Source organism: Nostoc sp. KVJ20 (assembly GCF_001712795.1).
In the GTDB taxonomy this organism is placed as follows: Bacteria; Cyanobacteriota; Cyanobacteriia; order Cyanobacteriales; family Nostocaceae; genus Nostoc.
Map to the genome: position 1 here is coordinate 100091 of NZ_KV757572.1, position 21010 is coordinate 121100.

18 protein-coding genes are annotated in these 21010 nt (G+C 35.0%); all 18 read left to right on the forward strand.

The features are described 5' to 3' along the window. Positions 1 to 17: 17 nt before the first annotated feature. The 18 genes from A4S05_RS06610 to A4S05_RS06695 all read left to right on the forward strand — a co-directional run bounded on the left by A4S05_RS06610 (position 18) and on the right by A4S05_RS06695 (position 20937). Complete coding sequence (locus tag A4S05_RS06610; RefSeq protein ID WP_069069027.1) at positions 18 to 767, forward strand: class I SAM-dependent methyltransferase; 750 nt, start codon at positions 18 to 20, stop codon at positions 765 to 767. A gap of 8 nt (positions 768 to 775) precedes the next feature. After that, the gene (locus A4S05_RS06615; RefSeq protein WP_218107932.1) at positions 776 to 1459 is read left to right on the forward strand and encodes an acetyltransferase; all 684 of its coding nucleotides are present in this window, start codon (positions 776 to 778) and stop codon (positions 1457 to 1459) included. Between the two features lie 4 nt (positions 1460 to 1463). Then, positions 1464 to 2378 carry a glycoside hydrolase family protein gene (locus A4S05_RS06620; RefSeq protein ID WP_069069028.1) on the forward strand — a complete coding sequence of 305 codons (915 nt, stop codon included), beginning with the start codon at positions 1464 to 1466 and terminating at the stop codon, positions 2376 to 2378. A 13-nt stretch (positions 2379 to 2391) separates the two neighbouring features. Further along, positions 2392 to 3387, forward strand: a complete 996-nt coding sequence (locus A4S05_RS06625) for a GNAT family N-acetyltransferase (RefSeq protein ID WP_084227012.1) — start codon at positions 2392 to 2394, stop codon at positions 3385 to 3387. Between the two features lie 7 nt (positions 3388 to 3394). Next, a complete protein-coding gene (locus A4S05_RS06630; RefSeq protein WP_069069029.1) occupies positions 3395 to 3808 on the forward strand; it encodes a sugar 3,4-ketoisomerase in 414 nt (137 codons plus the stop codon). Further along, on the forward strand, positions 3808 to 4908 hold the full coding sequence (locus A4S05_RS06635; protein ID WP_069069030.1) for a DegT/DnrJ/EryC1/StrS family aminotransferase: 1101 nt from the start codon (positions 3808 to 3810) through the stop codon (positions 4906 to 4908). Before A4S05_RS06630 ends, A4S05_RS06635 begins: the two co-directional genes overlap by 1 nt. 1 nt (position 4909) lies before the next feature. Beyond that, a complete protein-coding gene (locus A4S05_RS06640) occupies positions 4910 to 5377 on the forward strand; it encodes a hypothetical protein (protein WP_069069031.1) in 468 nt (155 codons plus the stop codon). A 5-nt stretch (positions 5378 to 5382) separates the two neighbouring features. Then, complete coding sequence (locus tag A4S05_RS06645; RefSeq protein ID WP_069069032.1) at positions 5383 to 8469, forward strand: glycosyltransferase; 3087 nt, start codon at positions 5383 to 5385, stop codon at positions 8467 to 8469. After that, positions 8466 to 9815, forward strand: coding sequence for a glycosyltransferase family 4 protein (locus A4S05_RS06650; protein ID WP_069069033.1), 1350 nt, complete (start codon positions 8466 to 8468; stop codon positions 9813 to 9815). Before A4S05_RS06645 ends, A4S05_RS06650 begins: the two co-directional genes overlap by 4 nt. Then, positions 9806 to 11146 (forward strand): glycosyltransferase family 4 protein, encoded by a 1341-nt coding sequence (locus A4S05_RS06655; protein WP_069069034.1) that lies wholly within the window; start codon positions 9806 to 9808, stop codon positions 11144 to 11146. Before A4S05_RS06650 ends, A4S05_RS06655 begins: the two co-directional genes overlap by 10 nt. 411 nt (positions 11147 to 11557) lie before the next feature. Then, a complete protein-coding gene (locus A4S05_RS06660) occupies positions 11558 to 13753 on the forward strand; it encodes a hypothetical protein (RefSeq protein WP_069069035.1) in 2196 nt (731 codons plus the stop codon). 33 nt (positions 13754 to 13786) lie between these two features. Beyond that, positions 13787 to 14545 (forward strand): class I SAM-dependent methyltransferase, encoded by a 759-nt coding sequence (locus tag A4S05_RS06665; protein ID WP_069069036.1) that lies wholly within the window; start codon positions 13787 to 13789, stop codon positions 14543 to 14545. Positions 14546 to 14548: 3 nt separating this feature from the next. Further along, positions 14549 to 15286, forward strand: coding sequence for a class I SAM-dependent methyltransferase (locus tag A4S05_RS06670; protein WP_069069037.1), 738 nt, complete (start codon positions 14549 to 14551; stop codon positions 15284 to 15286). A gap of 35 nt (positions 15287 to 15321) precedes the next feature. Then, positions 15322 to 16767, forward strand: coding sequence for a glycosyltransferase (locus A4S05_RS06675; RefSeq protein WP_069069038.1), 1446 nt, complete (start codon positions 15322 to 15324; stop codon positions 16765 to 16767). A 31-nt stretch (positions 16768 to 16798) separates the two neighbouring features. Further along, the gene (locus tag A4S05_RS06680; protein ID WP_069069039.1) at positions 16799 to 17716 is read left to right on the forward strand and encodes an NAD-dependent epimerase/dehydratase family protein; all 918 of its coding nucleotides are present in this window, start codon (positions 16799 to 16801) and stop codon (positions 17714 to 17716) included. Between the two features lie 190 nt (positions 17717 to 17906). Further along, positions 17907 to 18935 (forward strand): glycosyltransferase, encoded by a 1029-nt coding sequence (locus A4S05_RS06685; protein ID WP_069069040.1) that lies wholly within the window; start codon positions 17907 to 17909, stop codon positions 18933 to 18935. Continuing rightward, positions 18932 to 19849: a glycosyltransferase family 2 protein gene (locus tag A4S05_RS06690; protein ID WP_069069041.1), complete on the forward strand. Its 918-nt coding sequence runs from the start codon at positions 18932 to 18934 to the stop codon at positions 19847 to 19849. The genes A4S05_RS06685 and A4S05_RS06690 overlap by 4 nt, the downstream gene beginning before the upstream one ends. Positions 19850 to 19866: 17 nt before the next feature. Beyond that, complete coding sequence (locus tag A4S05_RS06695) at positions 19867 to 20937, forward strand: glycosyltransferase family 4 protein (RefSeq protein ID WP_069069042.1); 1071 nt, start codon at positions 19867 to 19869, stop codon at positions 20935 to 20937. Positions 20938 to 21010 lie beyond the last annotated feature (73 nt).

Below are 21010 nucleotides of genomic sequence, written 5' to 3' on the forward strand. Positions count from 1 at the left end.
TATTAAATTACTCAAACATGAATGATTACAATAGATTTGCTAATTTGTCATTTGGCGATTTTCGGAAAATGGCAAAAGATGATTCTTTAAGCTGCTATGAAAAAATAGGTTTTCCTAACTCTTATCGACAAGGTAAAGAGCATTTTATATTTGAGGATATTATTAGCAAATTGCCCTTGTTATATACACAGAATAAAGTGGTTCTTGATATTGGGCCTGGTTGTAGTGAATTACCTCTCATGCTGATTGATTTATGTCGAAAAAATGAACACACTTTGATTCTAATTGATTCAGATGAAATGCTATCTCATTTACCAAATGAACCATTTATAAAAAAAATTATTGGTTATTACCCTGATTGTAATGATTTATTTAATAAATATAGAGGTAAAGTGGATGTCATATTAACTTATAGCGTACTACATTATATCTTTGTTGAGTCAAATATATGGAATTTTTTGGATAGCTCCCTTGAATTAATGTCTGATGGCGGGGAGATGCTAATAGGAGATATACCCAATATATCTAAAAGGAAGCGTTTTTTTAGTAGCCAAAATGGAATTAAATTTCACCAAAATTTTACAGGTAAAGAAGAATTGCCAGAAGTATCATTTAATAAAATTGAGCACCATCTAATTGATGACTCCGTAATTTTAGCTTTAGTTACTAGAGCGAGAAATCAAGGCTTTGATACCTATATTTTACCTCAAAAATCAGATTTACCGATGGCAAATAGGCGGGAAGATATTCTCATTAGAAAACCTTGATTTAAGTTATGAAAATAAATAAAAATCGCAAATTAATAATTGTGGGTGACAGTGCTTTTGCTGAAGTTGCTTATGAGCATTTTACTTATGATTCAGAATACGAAGTAGTAGCATTTAGCGTAGAAAAAGATTATCTCAAGAAAAATAGTTTATTTGGAATACCTGTAGTTCCCTTTGAATCCATAGAAGAAGTTTATAGTCCCCGTGAATATGAGATATTTGTAGCCATTGTCTATACCCAGTTAAATCGGTTAAGAACTAGGCTATGCAAGCAGGCTAAAGATAAAGGATATAGCCTAGCAAGCTACATCAGCAGCAAAGCTTTTATCTGGAGAAATGTCAAATTAGGGGAGCATTGTTTTATATTTGAAAATAATGTTGTTCAAGCATTTGTGCAATTAGGAAATAATGTGATTCTCTGGAGTGGAAATCATATTGGGCATCATTCAATTATTCAAGATAATTGTTTTTTTTCCTCCCATGTCGTGATTTCTGGTTTTGTTGAGGTGGGAAAAAATTGTTTTTTCGGTGTAAATTCAACCATCAGCAACAATCTCAAAATTGAGAGAGATTGCTGGATTGGGCCTAATGTGACTATAACTAAAGATACAAAATTAGGAGAAATTTACCGTATACCACATATAGAACCTGCAAAGCTAACCACTTATCGCTTCTTCAAACTACCGGAGTAGGTTAATGATTTGGAAAAAACTGGGATTAGTCTATGTAGCTAACGGGGAAAAGGACTGGGCTATTTCCCATGCTTATATTCCTACTTCCATGATGCTAGATGAGGAAAGGATCAGAGTTTATGTAGCATTTTTAGATAGTCATAAAGTTGGACGTGTTGGATTTGTCGATCTTGAAGCAAGAAACCCACTTCAGATATTACAAGTTTCTGATAAACCTGTGTTAGATATTGGTCAACCAGGTACCTTTGATGATAATGGTGTTACACCTATTTGCTTATTAAAATATCAAGAGCGCTTGTATTTATATTATGTAGGCTGGCAATTAGGTATAAAAGTTCGCTACTTCTTGTTGATGGGTTTAGCAATTAGTGAGGATAATGGTGAAAGTTTTCAAAGATATTCCCAAGTACCAATTTTGGAGAGAAGCGATCGCGAACTTTTTGTACGTACAGCAGCTCATGTTCATCTTGAAGATGGACATTGGAAAATGTGGTATATAGCTGGTAGCAAATGGATTGATGTTAATGGTAAACAAGTTCCTAGCTACAATATGCGCTACCTAGAATCGAAAAATCAAACCGACTGGGAGAAACAAGGTACTGTCTGTCTAGATTTAGCTAATGAAGATGAATATGGATTTGGTAGGCCGTTTGTAATTAAAGAAGATGGTCAATACAAAATGTGGTATTCCATCCGTTATATCAGCAAGGGCTATCGATTAGGATATGCTGAATCCCAAGATGGTAAAACCTGGCTGCGTAAAGATCAGCAAGTTGGTATTGATGTGTCTGATAGTGGTTGGGATTCACAAATGATTAGTATGGCGTGCATCCAAAAAACAAAATACGGCACTTATATGTTTTACAACGGAAATAACTACGGAGAAACAGGATTTGGAGTTGCAATCTTACAGGAGTGAGAGACAAATTACTATGGATATAGCTGAGGAGTATGTAGCAGACAATAGTTCTCTAAAAATTTTCCCTTACTCCGAAGATAACTTTGCTATGTGGGATGAATTTTTAGCTACCGCACCAATGGCTACATTCCTCCAAACTCGTCGCTATCTTTCCTACCATGCTGATCGATTTCAGGATGTATCCTTAATTATTAAGGATGAGAAAAATCGACTAGTCGGTTTATTTCCAGCAGCGATAGATCCATCTAATAGTAAAAGAGTAGTTAGTCATCCTGGCATAACTTACGGTGGTTTGTTGCATACAGGTAGTTTACGCGGTGCAAATATGCTTGAGGCTTTTAAAGCACTGCGGCATTACTATGCTAGTCATGGATTTGAAGCACTTAGATATAAGGTAGTGCCAAACATTTACCATCAAGTACCATCTGCTGATGATTTGTATGCACTTTTTCGTATGGGCGCAGTGCGCTATCGTTGCGATCTTTCCTGTGCTATTGATCTGACTAATCAACCAGAGCCAAGCCTACGACGAAAGCGAGGACTCAAGAAAGCTCAAAAAAACGAAATTAAAGTAGATTTTGGCTTTGAATTGGCTGGGCATCTTTGGTCAGTTATAGAAGATAATTTAGCTAAAAGATATGGGGTGCAGCCTGTTCATTCAGCCAAAGAAATTATTCATTTATATTCATTGTTTCCAAATAATATTGAGTTTATTGTTGGTTTGTATGGAACTCAGATACTGGGAGGTGTTGTCTTATTTTTATCTCCACAAGTAGTACACGCCCAATACATAGCTTCAAGTCCCAAAGGTTATCAATTGGGTCTGCTAGATGCAATTTTTCAAATCTGTATTGACAAAGCTAAAGATTTAGGTAAACGTTATTTTAGTTTTGGCATCAGCACTGAAAATGAAGGTAAATATCTTAATACTAGTCTTTATCAATTTAAATCCGAATTTGGAGCTAGTGGTGTAGTGCATGAATTTTACGAAATGAATTTAAGAGGATGATGTATAAATGGGCGTTGAGAGCTGTAAACTGATTACTCTTCCCAAAATTACCGATCCTCGTGGCAACCTTACTTTTATTGAAGGTGGGAGACATATTCCTTTTGAAATTCAGAGAGTTTATTACTTATACGATGTACCTGGAGGTGCAGAACGAGCAGGTCATGCTCATAAGCAATTACAACAATTGTTTATCGCCATGTCTGGTAGCTTTGATGTTGTCTTAGATGATGGAACTCAGCAAAAAAGCTTCCACTTAAACCGTTCTTATTATGGTCTTTATGTTTGCCCTATGATATGGCGAGAACTTAATAACTTCTCTTCTGGTTCTGTATGCATGGTTTTAGCTTCCACCATTTATGATGAAACTGATTATTACAGAGATTATCAAGGGTTTTTAACATCTGTCCGGGGTGAGCAATAATGAGAGTGTCTTTTCTCAATTTTGAGGCTTCCTATTTGGAACTTCAAGAAGAACTTGATGCGGCTTACCAACGAGTCATGAAAGCTGGCTGGTATATTCTTGGTAGAGAAGTCGAAGCTTTTGAAGTTGAATTTGCTGCTTACTGCCAAACAAAATATTGCATTGGTGTAGGTAATGGTTTAGATGCTTTGCATCTCATCTTGAGAGCAATGAACATCGGTAATGGTGATGAAGTAATTGTGCCAACCAACACTTATATTGCCAGTTGGCTAGCAGTTTCCTACGCTGGAGCAACACCTGTACCAGTGGAACCAGATGAGAAAACGTATAATATCAATCCTCAACTTATTGAAGCTGCAATTACTGAACGCACAAAAGCTATTTTGGTAGTGCATCTTTATGGTCAACCAGCAGACATGGATGCTATAAACACAATCGCACACCGATATAATCTCAAAGTGATTGAAGATGCTGCTCAAGCTCATGGAGCACGATTTAAGGATCGTCGTGTAGGTAGTTTGGGGGATGCAGCAGGTTTCAGTTTTTATCCTACCAAAAACCTGGGAGCGATCGGCGATGGAGGAGCAGTAACAACTAACGATGTAGATTTAGCTGATAAAGTTCGCTTACTGCGTAATTATGGTTCCCGTGTAAAGTACGAAAATGAAATTCAGGGTTACAATAGCCGACTGGATGAATTGCAAGCGGCATTCTTGAGAGTGAAACTAACTAAACTAGATGAATGGAATTCTCGTCGCGTTTACATAGCGGAACAATACTTGCAAAGACTAGTCAAAACTGCTAACCTAACCTTGCCTTTTGTACCTAACTGGGCTGAGTCAGTATGGCATTTATTTGTTGTACGTCACCCCAAAAGATACGGACTAGAGCAACATTTGCGCCAAGCTGGCATTGGTACACTGATTCACTATCCAATTCCACCCCATCTGTCAGGTGCTTATATTGGTAGTGGATGGCATGAAGGAAGTTTTGCGATCGCAGAACAACTAGCCAAGGAAGTCCTGAGTTTACCCCTACATCCCCATCTCACAGAGGAGCAAGTATCAATAATTGTAAGTTATTTCAACAAGGATTTTTAAAGTGAATTTTTACTCGTCGTCATTAGTTACTAAAATTTTATCTGAAAAACAGCTAAACAACGTTCAATTCACTTTGCAACTATTATATGCAGATACATTAGATTTTCAGGAATCTCACAGCTTATTAGTTTCAACCATTGTTGGATTTGGTGAGCTTATTGATATTAAAGTTAGGTTATCCAAATCACCGAAATACTTACGGATAGACCCTGGCTTTTTATTTTCTCTCCATAAAAATCCTAACTTTGAAATTATCCGTCTTCAAGAAACAGAAGCATTGGAATTGGAGAGAATAAACTGTAATCCAGGGGATAACTCAATTAATCAGCATCAGATACATATAGATTTAAAAAATCAAGAAACTTGGATGGTATGTGGTTACGATCCTTATTTTGTTTTCCAAAATCCTTTTCTTGGGGATGATATTTGTATTAAATTTAGCAGTCAATTGATTTTAGCGATTTTGTAGTATTTATGTATAACAATTATATTTTGAATATAGAATCTAAAGTAGCTGAATATATTAAATCGGGAGATTTAGAAAGTCCTCTGCGTTTCCTTATTAACTTTGTTGAAAAAATTATTAGAGATGAGCGAGCCACAGCTAAAGTATTTGGTTCGGCAACCTTAGATAAACTATGCCAGCAGATTGGTGCTAAAGCTTTAGAATATCAAAAACGACTATTGACAATCGACTCACACTCTAATAATAACAACGAAAACATTATATATATAGCTACCGAACTTTATAAAACAGGTGGACACACCGCAGTCTTAGAAGATTTGATTAAAGCGCAGCCACATAAAAAACATATAATTTTAATTACAGATATATTTAATACAGTTAATCGTAAAATTATTTTAAATCGGTTTTCATCCCTAAATGTACAAATCGAGTGGGCCCCACAAAGTAGCTTGCTAGAGAAACTTCTTTGGTTGCAAGATCAGTTAGCAGAAAAGCAATTAAGTCAGGTGTTTTTGTTCAATCATTGGCAAGATGCTGTAGCTATTGCAGCTGTACAACCCAATCTTGCCCAACAATTAATTTTTTACCATCACTGCGATCATCAACTGTGTTTAGGCTTATATTTATCTCACGCAAAACATATTGATCCACACGCTTTTGGTTTTTACAACTGTCGGCATAATTTGGGTGTTGCCAATACTATATATATACCTTTGGTAGTTGAAGATTCCGGGACACGTTCAACTGAATTACCATTTATAGCAAATGCCAAACTCAGAACTTGCTCTTCAGGTAGTGGTAACAAGTTTGAGCAAAATTATCAATACAGCTATATTGAAGAAGTTGCAAAAATTCTAGATGTTACCCAAGGAACACATATACACATTGGGGAACTATCGCATTACAGTTTGGAGCAAATTCGGCGAGGTTTAGAAGAAAGAGGTATTGCCCAAGAATCATTCATTTATATTCCTTGGGTAAAAAGTTTATGGCAGGCTATACATGAGCAAAAGATAGATGTTTATATTAATTCTTTTCCTTTAGGTGGTGGCAGAGCATCTATTGAAATCATGGGTTCAGGTACACCATTTATTGGGCATAAAAACTATAATTCTCGTGTACTAAGTGGGATTGATATCGTTTATCCAGAAGCTTTTTTCTGGCAAAAACCCGATGAGTTATATAGTTATTTACAAGCATTAACTCCTGAGATTTTGAAGGAACAAGCGGCTTATTCTCGAAGGCATTATGAACTCTACCATACACCAAAAGTTTTACAACAATGTCTAGAAAATTGTAATGAAGAAGAAGGTCTGTTTCCACCACCGCTAAGAAATTATGTTACAGACGAACTACAAAGTTTCATTGATAACGTCAATTCAGATTTAACAAAACAATTTCTAGATATAGTAGATTCGATGTATCCTATTTGGGACACGAGTCAATTTGAACTTGACAAAAGCAAGATATCAGATTTTCTTTACAAATTGACTATTTCTCAGTATGGAGAAGCAATTTCCATGTCTAAATTGCAACAGACTCAAGCAGAGGTCGAAAATTTAAAAGTCGCAATGCTGTCTAAACTGCAACAGACTCAAGCAGAGGTAGAGCAATTAAAAGCTACAATGCTGTCTCAATTACAACAACCTCAATTGCAACAGACTCAAACAGAGGTAGAGCAATTAAAAGCTAAGATACTCTCTCTGCAACAAACTCAAGCAGAAGTAGATGAATTAAAAGCTACAATGTTATTTAAATTACAACAAACTCAAACAGAGGTAGAGCAATTAAAAGCTACAATGTTATTTAAATTACAACAAACTCAACCTGAGGTAGAGCAATTAAAAGCTACGATGCTGTCTAAATTGCAACAATCTGAAGCTGAAGTAGAACATCTAAAAACTACTATTGCCGCAATACGAAGTAGCAAATTTTGGACAATGCGAACCCAGTGGTTTAAGCTAAAAAGTTTTTTGGGTTTTGTGAAAAAGCCTAATAGTGTTGTAAATCTTATAAATCCCACTGTTTCATCAACAGCCTATCAAGTTAAAATATTGCAGGCTCCTCAGTCAAATCGACCTCGTATAGTTCATGCGATCGCAAATTTTATGACTGGAGGTTCCTCACGTCTTGTAATTGATTTAATTGAACACCTTGGTCATATTTATGAACAGGAAGTAGTTACAAGTTATATTCCTAATCCTCCAAGTTATACTGGATTAACTATTCATAATTTGACTGTAGAACAAGATATTTTATCATATTTAAACCAGTTTCGTCCTGAAATAGTGCATATACATTTTTGGGGAGATTGTGATACTCCTTGGTATGAAAATGTATTTAATGCTGTTCAAAAATACAATAATTGCAGAGTCGTAGAAAATATTAATACCCCTGTAAAACCTTACTTTAGTAATATTTGTCACAAATACGTCTATGTAAGCAATTATGTTAAAAATACATTTGGACTAGATCATTCTCAACATTTGACTATTTATCCTGGTTCTAATTTTGATATGTTTTCTAGAGAGAACCAGAAAAGTATTCCAAAAGATTGCATTGGTATGGTTTATCGTCTAGAAGCAGATAAGCTAAATGAAAATTCTATTGATGTATTTATTAAGGTAGCTCAAAAAAGACCAAAAACAAAAATATTAATTGTTGGTGGTGGGCTTTTTTTAGAAGTTTATAAAGATGCTGTGAACAAAGCAAAAGTTGCTGATAAATTTACTTTTACAGGCTATGTTGCCTATGAAGAATTACCTTCATTCTACGAAAAAATGAGTATTTTTGTTGCACCAGTATGGAAAGAAAGCTTTGGACAAGTTAGCCCTTTTGCAATGAATATGGGTATTCCAGTTGTTGGTTATAACATTGGAGGAATCGCAGAAATTATTAATAATAATGAATTACTTGCTCCTCCTGGGGATAGCAGTAAACTAGCTGAAATTATTATTGATTTATTAGATAATCGTGAGAAACGACTAAAAATTGGTTCTGCAAATCGCCAAAGGGCACAGGCATTGTTTTCTGTAGAAGCAATGATTAGAAGCTATAGCAGCCTCTACAGTGAGCTTTTACAGGAGAATTTATGAAGGTTGCGATATTTGTTCATTGCTTTTTTCCAGAGCATTTCTATGGTACAGAGACTTACACATTAGACTTGGCAATAAACTTGCAAAAACTAGGACATGAACCAATAATAGTTTCTGCAAGATTTTCAGGTGAACCAAAGACTGATAATGTCATTACATATTATGAATATGATGGTCTACCTGTTTATTGTATAGATAAAAACTATATTCCCAATACGCGAATTAAAGATACTTATTATCAACCAGAAATAGGTCAATTATTACGACAACTATTAGTTGATATTCAGCCAGATATTGTTCATGTTACGCACCTGATTAATCATACTGCTATTCTTTTAGAAGTAATTAATGAACTGCAAATTCCTACAGTTGCGACACTAACAGATTTTTATGGTTTTTGCTTTAATAATAAATTAGAAGCAGCTGATGGTTCTCTATGTCTTGGGCCTAACCGTCAAAGGACAAATTGCTTGGCGTGTTTGTTGAAAGCAAGGAGTAGTTTTTCAACAGCAACTTTAGCAGAACGTTATGTAGGGCAATATCCTCAGTCTCTCATAACAGCAAAAGCACTAAATTTATTAATTAAAATTCCTGGCTTTCAACGGGGAGTAATTGCTGGAACCGTACTAGATGTAACTTGTAGGCCTGACCTTTTAAGTTATTACTATCGTTATTATCGAGCTGTAATTGCTCCGACTGTATTTCTCCGTAAAGCTTATGTGCGGAATGGGCTAACGGCACCCATTTATGACATCAAATTTGGTATTGATTTGCCAATATTGACAATATCAACTCGACCAATAAATGCACCGATAAGGTTTGGTTTTATTGGACAGATGACAGTTCATAAAGGAGTAGATATATTAGTTGATGCTTTCTGCCGTCTTCCTTATGGAGCAGCAGAATTATATTTATTCGGTTCAGAAAAGCAAGATCCAGATTACTCGCTTAATTTACATAAAAAAGCAAATGGTTATAGTGTAAAATTTTGCGGGACTTTTCCGAAAGAAGAAATGTTAAAAATATTTTCTAATCTAGATTTCTTAGTAATTCCATCCCGTTGGTATGAAAATAGTCCGCTCGTTCTATTAAATTCTTTGGCAAGTCATACACCTGTGATAGTTTCAGATGTAGAAGGAATGACAGAATTTGTTGAAGAAGGCAAAAATGGATACACATTTAAAATGGGTGATGTCCAGGAATTAGAGCAAATAATGCAAAAAATTATTCAGAATCCAGAGACATCATTAAAAATGTCGCAAACAACTGAATACCCACGAACAACGAAGATAATGACTCAAGAAGTTATCAAAGTTTATCAAGATGTATTGCAATCATGCGTATAGCTATCTTGGTGCATCAATTTCTTCCTAAATACTCTGGCGGCACAGAAATTTTAACTTTGCAGATGGCGCGAGAGTTAATGCAAAGAGGACATGATGTTGCAGTTGTTTGTAGTGAGCCATCTTTGCAAGTAGGAACTTCAGATAAGTTTAGCGTTGAAGATGAATATGAAGGTGTAACTGTTTTGAGGATTTGCATAACTCCTCAAAAGAAGTATCCCATTGTAGGTGATTTTAAGTCTGTAGGACAAGTGGAGATAATTTTGAGTTTTTTAGAAGCTTGGCAAGCAGATTTAGTACATATTAATCATTGCTTGCTTCTCTCCACTGAAGTGATTCCGGCAATTAAATCTATAGGAATAGCTGTAGTTTATTCTGCTACAGACTTTTGGCTGGTTTGTCCAACCATTCAGTTACTTAAATATAATAATCAGTTATGTCAGGGGCCAGATACAGATGGTGTAGAATGCTTGCGCTGCTATTTGAATAATAGTTCTCAACCAGAAATTATCAAGTGGAGTCGCCATTTGCCAGATGAGGTGCTGAAAGCAGGAATGGCGATCGCTTCTAGTTTACACTCAAAATTAGCAACATCTAAGGCTGTGAATGCTTTAAAAGCTTTACCTAGACGCCAACAGAGGATACTTGAGCATGTAAATTTCGCAGACTTGATTATCGTTCCTACTGATTTGATGCGGGAAATATTTACTCGTAATGGTCTACCTTGTGATAAATTAATCAAATTACCCTACGGCATTGAACCCTTACCAAAAATAGAGCGATCGCAACCAAGAGATACCGTAAATTTCGGTTTTATTGGTACTCTTTCTCCACACAAAGGTGCAGATTTGCTGATTCAAGCATTTCAACGACTCCAGCAGTCATCAAAAGCCAAACTAATAATTTATGGAAACCTAAGCCATTTACCCAGTTACAGTAAGCATCTTCAGCATTTAGCAGCTAGCAATCCTAATATATTTTTTGCGGGGACATTTCCAGCCTCACAAATGGCCAATGTGCTTGCAGAGGTGGACTTTTTAGTAGTACCATCCAGATGGTATGAAAACACCCCTTTAGTTATATATGCTGCATTGCACCTAGGTTTACCAGTAATTGCCACAGATTTGGGAGGTATGTCTGAGCTAGTAAAAGATGAACACAATGGATTATTATTTGCACTGGGTGACTATTGTCATCTTGCTCAACAAATGCAGCGATGTTTAGACGAGCCAGTGTTAATTGATAATCTACAACGTAATATTCAACTACATCCTAGCAAAACAATGTTTCAATATATTAATGATCTGGAGTATATTTATCAAAGTCTAAAATAGGCTTAAATAAATTCATACACCGCATAGTCACAAGAATGAATATTTCCATTACAGCTTCTAAGCTCGACTTTATCCATTTTTGTCGCAACAGGAATGCCTAAGCTGAAACCTTTGTGAGACAGCAGTTTTACTTTTTTAACTTCATTGATAATCGATGACGTGGAAAAAGTATTAAATCTGTGCATTAAATTGATACACACAACAATTGTAAAAATTGGCAAGCTATTGTAGTTCTCAAGCCTCTAACATAGATACTTAAACTGTTATTAAATATAAATCACTAGTTAATGTGGTGTAACTAAAATCAATGGATTTTTAATTCTTGTTAAAAATCATTATTTATTGAAATGGGAATAATGCTAAAAAAATAGTCATAAATAATATCTATTTATCCTTCCCCACCATGTATTTATGAAAAGAAAATATTTACCTTTACTAATTCTAGTTTTAACTTTAGCAACGCTAGGAATTTTACTATTTCAGCATATTTCCTTAACCAAGCAAACCCCTATCTGGGACTCATTTACTTATGCACAGAAAGCTAAAAACTTTTGGGATGCAGTTCAAAAATTTCAATTTCTTGAACCTCAGACTTGGGTTTCTCCTCTCAATATTGAACCGACAACAAGACCTCCCGGAACGATTTTAATGTCCTATCCGTTTGGTTTCTCGGATAATCCAGATGAATTTTTCTTTCGATCTATCTTTTTACCCATTATTTTATTTGTAGCAGCGCTATGGATAATTGCAAAGCCTTATTGTGTAACTTTAAAAGACCAATGGTTACTAGTCGCTTTATGTTTGGCGTTTGCTACGCTCCCCTTATTTTATCATTTTGAACCGAGTATAGACAGCAGACTTTCTTCGCCTACATACTGGGGACTTGTAGATAATTTTATTGCCTCTGTAGCAGCTCTAGCAACAGCCTTAGTTATACGGGGTGTTCAGGAAGCCTCTATGCGGTTAACGTTTGCTGGAATTATTACCAGTACATTCTGTTTATTTATTAAGCCATCAGGTGGTTTGGTGATGGCTACCATTTTTTTTGTTTGGGCAATATATGCGATTGTCCAATATAAATGGCAACGAAATATTAGTACTCGTAAGTATTTAATCTTAAGTGTAAGTACATTTTTTTTCGTTTATGTACTTGGATTATTATTATCTTTAACATCTCATTATTTCTCTACTAGAAACATGGTTTATGGTAGAAATGCTGTAAAAATATTAAAGCAAGAATCAATTTTTGATAAAGATTATTTGCAAGTTTTAATTGCACAAATACACGTGTCTTTTGGTTGGCATTGGTTGACATTCATTTTTTTGAGTGTAATATTTAGTTTTTGGGGTATAAGCAAGCAGTCTAATATCAAGTCTTTCAAAGCATTACCAGTAGATTTAATCAGTGCATTGGGTGTTTTGTTAATTGGTTTATGGTTTTGGTTGCTAGGAACTCACCAATCACAAATTCGTTACTTTTTCCCATTTGCTCTAATTTGTATTGTCTTATTATTTCCAAGAATCAAAATTTTATGTAGTGAAATATCTCATAAATATTTCAAAATTATGATATTTCCATTGGTTTTTCCAATGTTATTATTGTTATTTTTACTTACTTCTAATCCGCCGATTGAGTTACAACGTATTTTAGGTGTTAACCTCACCTCTGGTTCTTTAGCTAATGAGATAAAGCAAGCTAAATCATTGCTAGAAGATGCTAATAAAAAGAAAGTTGATTTAAATGTTTATTCTGTAGGCACAGGTTATATAACTGGTATATTTGGAGGTGTTGGTTTGTATGAGAAAATGTTGTATCCTCATCTGAACTCTTTTAATCTTCAATATCCACTAAATTGGATTACTGAATCTACTTTTAGATTTTCTGAGATACTTTCGAGCGATTATTTGCTGATAGATAATCCAATCAAAAACCAACTGGAAGGAATTAACATCCTTAAAAATACAGAAGTGCCTGACTTTGCTATTGAAACTAATCTTTTTCATGCTTGGTTAAGTACTATCAATTATGATAATGCCGGTTTAGTTGTTGAATCTGAGACATCATTAAGGTTGTTAAAAATTATTGACAACGTAAAACTTGAGAAGGCTCTGAATGAATTAAGAAGTAAATATAAATGGAGACAGGTTTTTCTTAATGCTAATCCGGCCAAATGGATAAATGCTGATGCAGCAAAGACGCTAATAGATAAAAGCTATCCTGAATTTCGAGATATTGGTTTTAGTAACCAGTTTATTCTGTTGGGGGCTTTTACTAAGCGTACAGAAGATGGCTTAACAATCGAGCTTGTTTGGCAAAGCTTAAAGGATCAGCCTTTGAAATATTTTAATTTTGTTCATATTCTTGATGCATCACAAAATATCATATCTCAGGCAGACTATGAACAAGATGATGCGAAAAACATGGTCACTAAAGGTACAATTTGGCATGACACAGTAAAAATTAAAGCTAATCAACTTAATGGCGCAAAAGCTATTGGTTTAGGTATTTATTTACCACAGTCTACATTATTGGTTACTGATCGTGGCCCAAGTGATTGGAACAAGCATCGTTTACTCCTTAACCTAGATATGAATCAAAGCCAATAAATAGTCAGAGTCAAGATATACAACAAATTAACAATGTCTAAGTTTTTTACAAGAGATCAAGACGATTATTTTGCTCAGTCTTGTCAACAACGATTTAGATGGCAAACCGAAAACGCATTTATTTCTAAGGCAGAACGAAAACTGTTAAACTATTTGCCCATTATCCCAGATTCTCAAGTTTTGGAAGTAGGATGCGGCACTGGTAGCAATTTATTTAACCTGAAAGCTATTGGTAACAATTTTGCCTTTACTGGTATTGATATTAATTATGAGGAAATTGAACTAGCTAAACAAAACTTTCTTGATGCTCATTTTATGGTAGGTGATGCGACTAATGTTCAGCTTCCTGATCAATCTTTTGATTTAGTTTTTTGCCGAGACGTAATTCATCATATTAATCCATCTGAGCAAATTAAACTGATTCAGGAGATGACTCGGCTCACCAGAGTGGGGGGACAGGTTGTTGTTATTGAATCAAACGGTCTAAATTTTGTCGTTTGGGTTTTTGGCAAGTTGGTTAAAGCTGAAAAATATGTGATAAAGTCTACTCCAAAGCGCATTACTAGGTTAATTCAACAAATAGACAATCTAGAAACTTCTGGGCTTGCACCTAAATTTGTAGAACCTTGGAACTTCTTTCGGTTTATACTACATCATAATTTCGGCTTGCCAAAGCTGGCTGAGAGTAAGCTAATTTGTGGTTTGCTTACACAGATGATTCGTTTGTTTAGCAAAATAACCCCTCCTCATAGGTGGGCTTATATGGTTTTCACAATGGTTAGGAAAGACTAAATTATGAGCGTGAATAGTCGGAGCGATCGCGAAAGAGAACATTTTAATGCTTTAGCGACAGATTTGGGCAGTGTTTGGTGGGGATCAATTACGAAAGCAGGGCAGCTTCGCCTAGACGAACGAGCCAAATTAGCTATCCGTTACGGTGGTTTAAGCCCTGGTAAAGTTGTGCTTGAGCCTGGTGCTGGCAATGCTGAGTTTACAAAACGTTTGGCTACCTCTGGTGCTACTATCGTTGGGGTTGAGATTTCGCCTAATCAAGTGGCGATCGCCAACGAACGCCTAATTGAATTTCCCAAAGCCAAAGTAGTAGTGGGGGATATTAACAAGCTCGACTTTCCTGATGGGACATTTGATGCAATTGTAGGGAATGCTGTTCTTCATCATTTTGATTTAATAACTGCACTCCCAGAAATGCTGCGAGTCCTGAAACCTGGGGGATCTTTCTTCTTTACCGAACCCAATATGCTCAATCCTCAAATTGCTGTAGAGAAAAATATTAAGTTTATTGGGCGTGCCTTGCAAAATTCCCCTGATGAAACAGCCTTTTTCCGATGGCAAATTGATTCTATTCTCAAACGCAATGGTTTTAGTCGAATATGGGTCAAACCTTTTGACTTTTTACATCCGGGTGTTCCTGACAGTTTGATTCCATTCTTTCAAAAATTTAGTCATTTCCTCAGCAATATTCCAGTGATTAAAGAAATTGGAGGTTCTCTCCAAATTTATGCTCAACGCTAATCCGAATAAATCAAAAAATTAACAATTGACTATCAATGAACTTTTTACCTTCAATTTCTCATAAAAATTTAAGCAAATCATCTCTTCAAACAAACAATTACAACCTGGAATATTGGCATAAAAAAAATCGTTATTACTATGAGAGTATTGAGTCTCTGTATCGATTTTTAGTACCATCAGGACAACGAGTTTTAGAGATTGGTGCAGGTACAGGTTCATTATTAAATGCAGTTCAACCGAGTTATGGTGTAGGTATTGAGATTGTCCCTGAAGTGTGTCAATCTGCCCAGGAAAAGTTTCCTCATTTATACTTTAAAACAGCTGACATAGAGGATACAGAAACAGAGGAAACTTTTGACTATGTAATCTTGTCAGATACTATTAGCTATTTTGAGGATATTCAAAAAGCTTTTAAGCAAATTCGCTCAGTTTGTACGGATTCAACACGTTTAATTATTAGCTTTCATAACCCTGTCTGGAATCCTATTCTCCAACTTGCCCTTTTTCTAAAGCAAAAAATGCCAACTGTTCCTCTTAACTGGTTAAGTTATCAGGATACAAGTAACTTATTAGAATTATCCGGTTTTGAGATAATCCAGCATGGTTCTAAGGTACTTTTACCTAAAAAATTTCCCATAATAGCACCATTTTTGAACCGTTTTATCAGTCCCTTGCCAGTATTTAATAAACTCGGTTTAGTGAACTTTATTGTGGCTCGATTAAGTCCTTATGAGTCTAGAATTAAATATCAAAACAGACTAAAAACTTGTTCTGTTATTATTCCAGCACGGAATGAAGCAGGAAATATAGAAAGCTGTGTTACTCGCCTTCCTAAAATGGGTGAACATACAGAGATTATCTTTATTGAAGGTCACTCTCAGGATAATACTTGGGATGAAATTCAAAAAGTACAAGCTAAGTACGGCGAAACAATTGATATTAAAATTCTTCAACAAACAAAAAGAGGAAAAGGGAATGCTGTTAGAGAAGGATTTGCGATCGCTACTGGCGATATCCTAATCATTCTAGATTCTGATCTAACTGTACGCCCAGAAGACTTGCCACACTTTTTTGAAACTTTAGCCTCAAATCGATGTGAATTTGCCAATGGATGTCGTTTGATCTATCCTTGTTCCAAGGAGGCTATGCCCTTATTAAATCTTTTGGCAAATCGTTTCTTTGCGTTTTTACTTTCTTATCTAATTGATAACCGGATTAAAGATTCCTTATGTGGAACGAAAGCTATATCCAAAGTTAACTATCAAAAAATTGCTGACAATCGTAAATACTTTGGCGATTTCGATCCTTTTGGAGATTTTGACTTGTTGTTTGGAGCATCTAAGCTAAATTTACATATTTCTGATATTCCTGTCCGTTATTACCCCAGAACCTATGGGCGCTCTAATATTCAACACTTTAAAGAAGGTTTATTGCTGTTAAAAATGTGTTTATACGCAGCCAAGAAAATTAAGTTTTATTGAAAAATAGCAAATTCTTAGATTAATTATATTTATGCCTGTTCTAATTATTGGAGGAAATGGGTTTATTGGTTCACATCTCACTAATTTTTTAGTGGCAAAAGAACAATCAATACGAGTCTATAATCGTTCACATAATCCTTACATAAAACCTCTTGATGAAGTTGAATATATTTATGGTGATTTCAACGATCAAGACTTATTAAAAATAGCTTTAAAAAATGTTGATATTGTTTACCAATTGGTTAGCCATACCATTCCTAGTACATCAAATGAAAATCCAATTGGAGATGTAAATTCAAATGTGATTAATACACTAAAATTTTTAGAAATCTGTGTTGAAGCTTCTGTAAGAAAGATTATTTTTCCTTCCTCTGGTGGAACAGTATATGGATTACCGCAGCAGCTTCCTATTATAGAAACACATCCTACTGAACCAATTTGTTCTTATGGGATTACTAAACTAACTATTGAAAAATATCTCTATTTGTATAACTATTTACATGGTCTTGACTATAGTATTCTTCGTATTGCTAACCCCTATGGACCTGGACAAAATCCTACAGGTAAGCTTGGTGCTATAACCGTGTTTCTGAATCGTATCCTGAAACATTTACCAATTCAAATTTGGGGAAATGGAGAAATAATTAGGGATTATTTATATATTTTAGATGTTGTTCAAGCTCTTTATAATGTTCAAAATCCTAATTTAACTGAAAAAATATTTAATATTGGTAGCGGTCAAGGAGTTTCTCTTAATGATTTGCTGGACAAAATTCGTAAAGTGATTGAAAACGACTTTAAAGTGGAGTATATAGAGGGAAGAAAAGTTGATATACCTATAAATGTTCTTGATATTACCAAGGCAAATACTGTTCTTCAATGGCGACCTAGTGTTCAACTAGAAACTGGCATTCAAGAGACTTGGCAATGGTTAAAAACTTTATCATAATGAATATATCCTCAGAATATAAATATATTAGTTTAAAGCTTGAAAGAGAGAATAAGGAATAGCAGGGTAAATTAAGAGACTTTTAAATGTCAGATATTAATGATTTTAGAGGTTTGGCAAAAAGTTATGAATATATCTAAAAAAATATTTTTTGTGATATAAAAAAGTAAAACTTATATATTCAACTTAAATGCAGGATAAAGAAAAAATTGGTATTGTTTTAGCAACCTATAATCCTCATCTGGAATATTTTCAGAAACAGATCCAGTCAATTCAAAATCAGACTTGGCAAAATTGGGTTTGTCATATTGTTGATGACTGCTCCCAACCTGAATATCAAACAGCGATTCAAAAAAATATCGAAAATGATTCACGATTTGTTTGTCATTTTCACAGCCATAACTTGAGACATTACCATAATTTTGAAAGGGGTTTACAATACTGTATTCAAGATCCTGAAATTACAGCGATCGCATTTTCAGATCAAGATGATATTTGGCAAGCAGAAAAATTAGAAATATTAATCAAAACTTTACGCTCAGAACATTCAGTCTTAGTTCATTCTGATTTGGAGCTAATAAACAGTGATGACCAAAGTATCAATAATTCTACTTGGGATTTTGAAGGACGCCAACCTGAAAAAGCTACGGTGGAATTATTGCTACTTCGCAACGTCGTCACCGGGTGTTCGTTGTTGTTTTGTAGTTCTCTGATTACTGATATTATACCCTTTCCCCAACAAAATGAAATTGGTTGGCATCATGACTGGTGGGTAGCATTGGTTGCAATTCAAAAAGGTAAAATTGGACATATCCGGCAACCATTAGTCTGCTATAGATTCCATACTTCTAATGTGGTGGGAGCAATGAAAAATGCTGGTAACCTTCACACTGAACTGATGCTGTGGTTCCAGAAAAAATATCGTATCGCAGGTAAAAGCTATTTAATTCATAGCAACTTGAGTAAAGCATTTCAGGCTAGATTTTACCAACAATTAAACTCAAGCTGGTCTAATCCTTTTGACGATCGCCGCTTAGATTTTGGTTTTGGTATTCTTAAACTTTGTTACCAAAGTTTCAAAACAGGATATCGTTCTGAAGGCATAGCACTACGAATTTTAATTTTTAAAATTTTATTCGATATCCAACGACTTCAAAACTCTATTTCCAAGGTGTTGCCCATGTTTAAAGTGGCTAAGAGCAATATCAAAAAAAAATGAACCAGCAACAAACTATTTCAGTATCGATTATTTTAGTTAACTATAATGGAGCAGAGATTTTAGTAGATTGCTTAAACTCTATACAAAAATTTATTGATATACCTAACTATGAAATCATTCTTGTAGACAATGCTTCTAGTGATGGTAGCGTTGAATTAGTAGCAGCAAATTACCCCTACATTCGCTTAGTTAAACAGATAGAAAATCGCGGCTTTGGAGCAGGAAATAATGTCGGTGCAAAACTTGCTACTGGAGAATTCTTGCTTTTATTAAATACTGATACTGTACTTATTAGTAATATTTTACCGCATCTAATTCAGTTGATGGAGGCAGATCCACAAGTAGGAATTATTGGGCCAAAATTGCTGAATCCAGATGGAAGCTTACAAATTTCAGTTTCACCAGCCTTAGGAATTAAAGGTGAATATGAAGCTCGTCAGATCCACCAAGCTTATCAACAGCTATCTCAGCGAAATTTGATTGAGCAGAAATTCCAAGAAATTCAAGAAGTTGATATTGTTGTAGGGGCTGCTTTTTTTATTCGTTCAAGTTTATTTCATGATTTAGGTGGATTTGACGAAAATTTTTTCATGTATTTTGAAGAATCAGATTTATGCCAAAGAGTGCAGTATCAAGGATATAAAATTATCTACACGCCTCATATATCTTTGATTCATTTGAAAGGATATTCAATTCAAAAGGCTGCTAATATAATGGCTATTGAATATAGACGTAGCCAGATTTATTACTATCAAAAACATCGCCCTTGGTGGGAACAATTACTATTGCGTATATATATTTTTTATAAATTTTTTGGAGAATTTATAACTACAGCCAATCCTAATAGCCTGAAGATTATTATTTTATTATTTACCGTGGAAAAATCTGCTGTTAAAATATCTGTATCTAATTAATAAAAAATAATTTTATTATGCCTGTTCTCGCAAATTTATCTTTTGCACCAACTCAACCAACAGGTTGGTTAAATTATAGCCTAAATTTATTAAAAGAGCTAAAAGATTTAGATGTTGACGTATTAAGTCCACTAAAAATATCTGGCATTAAATGTTATGATTCTCCACCAGATATTACGACGGATTTTGGCATAAAAGGGCATTTAAAGCGCCTGGTATGGACGCAATTCAACCTGCCGAATATATATCATAAGATGAACTCTACGTTACTATTTTCTCCTATTCCAGAGGCTCCTTTATTTTCTTCTTGTTCTTATATAGTTACTGTTCATGATTTAATTCCTCTTAGATTTCCACAATGGTTTTCTGTGACACAGCAGCTTTATTGCAGCTATTATATTCGTGCTGTAATCAGACAATCAAAACACGTTATTTGTAATTCAATAGCAACTTCTGAAGATTTAAACAAATTTTTGGGAGTTCCCCAGGAAAAAATAACTGCAATTCCATTAGCTTATGATGTGAAAAAATTTTTTTTCTTGGATTTACCAACACAAAATTATTTCCTTTATTTAGGACGGCATAATCCTCACAAAAATACTGAACGTTTAATTGCCGCTTTTGCGGCATTACCTAACTGTAAAGATTACGAGCTTTGGTTAGCAGGGCCCAGCGATCGCCGCTATACTCCAGTTCTAACAGCGCAAGTTGAGAAACTAGGTATAACTAATCAAGTAAAGCTCCTGGATTATATTCCTTACAGCGAATTGCCAAAAATCATCAATCAAGCGATCGCTCTGGTTTTCCCCAGTCTTTGGGAAGGTTTTGGTTTACCTGTCTTGGAAGCAATGGCTTGCGGTACTCCCGTCATTACCTCCAATCTCTCCTCCTTACCTGAAGTGGCTGGCGATGCGGCGATTCTGATCAATCCTTACAACACTGAAGAAATTACAGAGGCAATGCAAGCGATCGCAACTGATTCTAGGTTGCGATCGCACCTTTCTAGCCAAGGTATCACTCACTCCCAACAATTCAGTTGGGAAAAAACAGGAAAAGCAACCGTCGAAGTTTTATCCCGCTACCTATGAAAGACAAACTAACACCAGAATTAGATGCCAGGATTTAGGATTTTGTCCAGATTTCAGATTATCTTGACTAATG

Excerpts from the sequence above, each read along its gene's own strand:
- A4S05_RS06695 (WP_069069042.1), top strand. The coding sequence starts at position 19,867 with ATGCCTGTTCTCGCAAATTTATCTTTTGCACCAACTCAACCAACAGGT.
- A4S05_RS06620 (WP_069069028.1), top strand. The coding sequence starts at position 1,464 with ATGATTTGGAAAAAACTGGGATTAGTCTATGTAGCTAACGGGGAAAAG.
- A4S05_RS06650 (WP_069069033.1), top strand. The coding sequence starts at position 8,466 with ATGAAGGTTGCGATATTTGTTCATTGCTTTTTTCCAGAGCATTTCTAT.
- A4S05_RS06615 (WP_218107932.1), top strand. The coding sequence starts at position 776 with ATGAAAATAAATAAAAATCGCAAATTAATAATTGTGGGTGACAGTGCT.
- A4S05_RS06690 (WP_069069041.1), top strand. The coding sequence starts at position 18,932 with ATGAACCAGCAACAAACTATTTCAGTATCGATTATTTTAGTTAACTAT.
- A4S05_RS06680 (WP_069069039.1), top strand. The coding sequence starts at position 16,799 with ATGCCTGTTCTAATTATTGGAGGAAATGGGTTTATTGGTTCACATCTC.
- A4S05_RS06685 (WP_069069040.1), top strand. The coding sequence starts at position 17,907 with ATGCAGGATAAAGAAAAAATTGGTATTGTTTTAGCAACCTATAATCCT.
- A4S05_RS06675 (WP_069069038.1), top strand. The coding sequence starts at position 15,322 with ATGAACTTTTTACCTTCAATTTCTCATAAAAATTTAAGCAAATCATCT.
- A4S05_RS06635 (WP_069069030.1), top strand. The coding sequence starts at position 3,808 with ATGAGAGTGTCTTTTCTCAATTTTGAGGCTTCCTATTTGGAACTTCAA.
- A4S05_RS06610 (WP_069069027.1), top strand. The coding sequence starts at position 18 with ATGAATGATTACAATAGATTTGCTAATTTGTCATTTGGCGATTTTCGG.
- A4S05_RS06655 (WP_069069034.1), top strand. The coding sequence starts at position 9,806 with ATGCGTATAGCTATCTTGGTGCATCAATTTCTTCCTAAATACTCTGGC.
- A4S05_RS06630 (WP_069069029.1), top strand. The coding sequence starts at position 3,395 with ATGGGCGTTGAGAGCTGTAAACTGATTACTCTTCCCAAAATTACCGAT.
- A4S05_RS06665 (WP_069069036.1), top strand. The coding sequence starts at position 13,787 with ATGTCTAAGTTTTTTACAAGAGATCAAGACGATTATTTTGCTCAGTCT.
- A4S05_RS06645 (WP_069069032.1), top strand. The coding sequence starts at position 5,383 with ATGTATAACAATTATATTTTGAATATAGAATCTAAAGTAGCTGAATAT.
- A4S05_RS06625 (WP_084227012.1), top strand. The coding sequence starts at position 2,392 with ATGGATATAGCTGAGGAGTATGTAGCAGACAATAGTTCTCTAAAAATT.
- A4S05_RS06670 (WP_069069037.1), top strand. The coding sequence starts at position 14,549 with ATGAGCGTGAATAGTCGGAGCGATCGCGAAAGAGAACATTTTAATGCT.
- A4S05_RS06660 (WP_069069035.1), top strand. The coding sequence starts at position 11,558 with ATGAAAAGAAAATATTTACCTTTACTAATTCTAGTTTTAACTTTAGCA.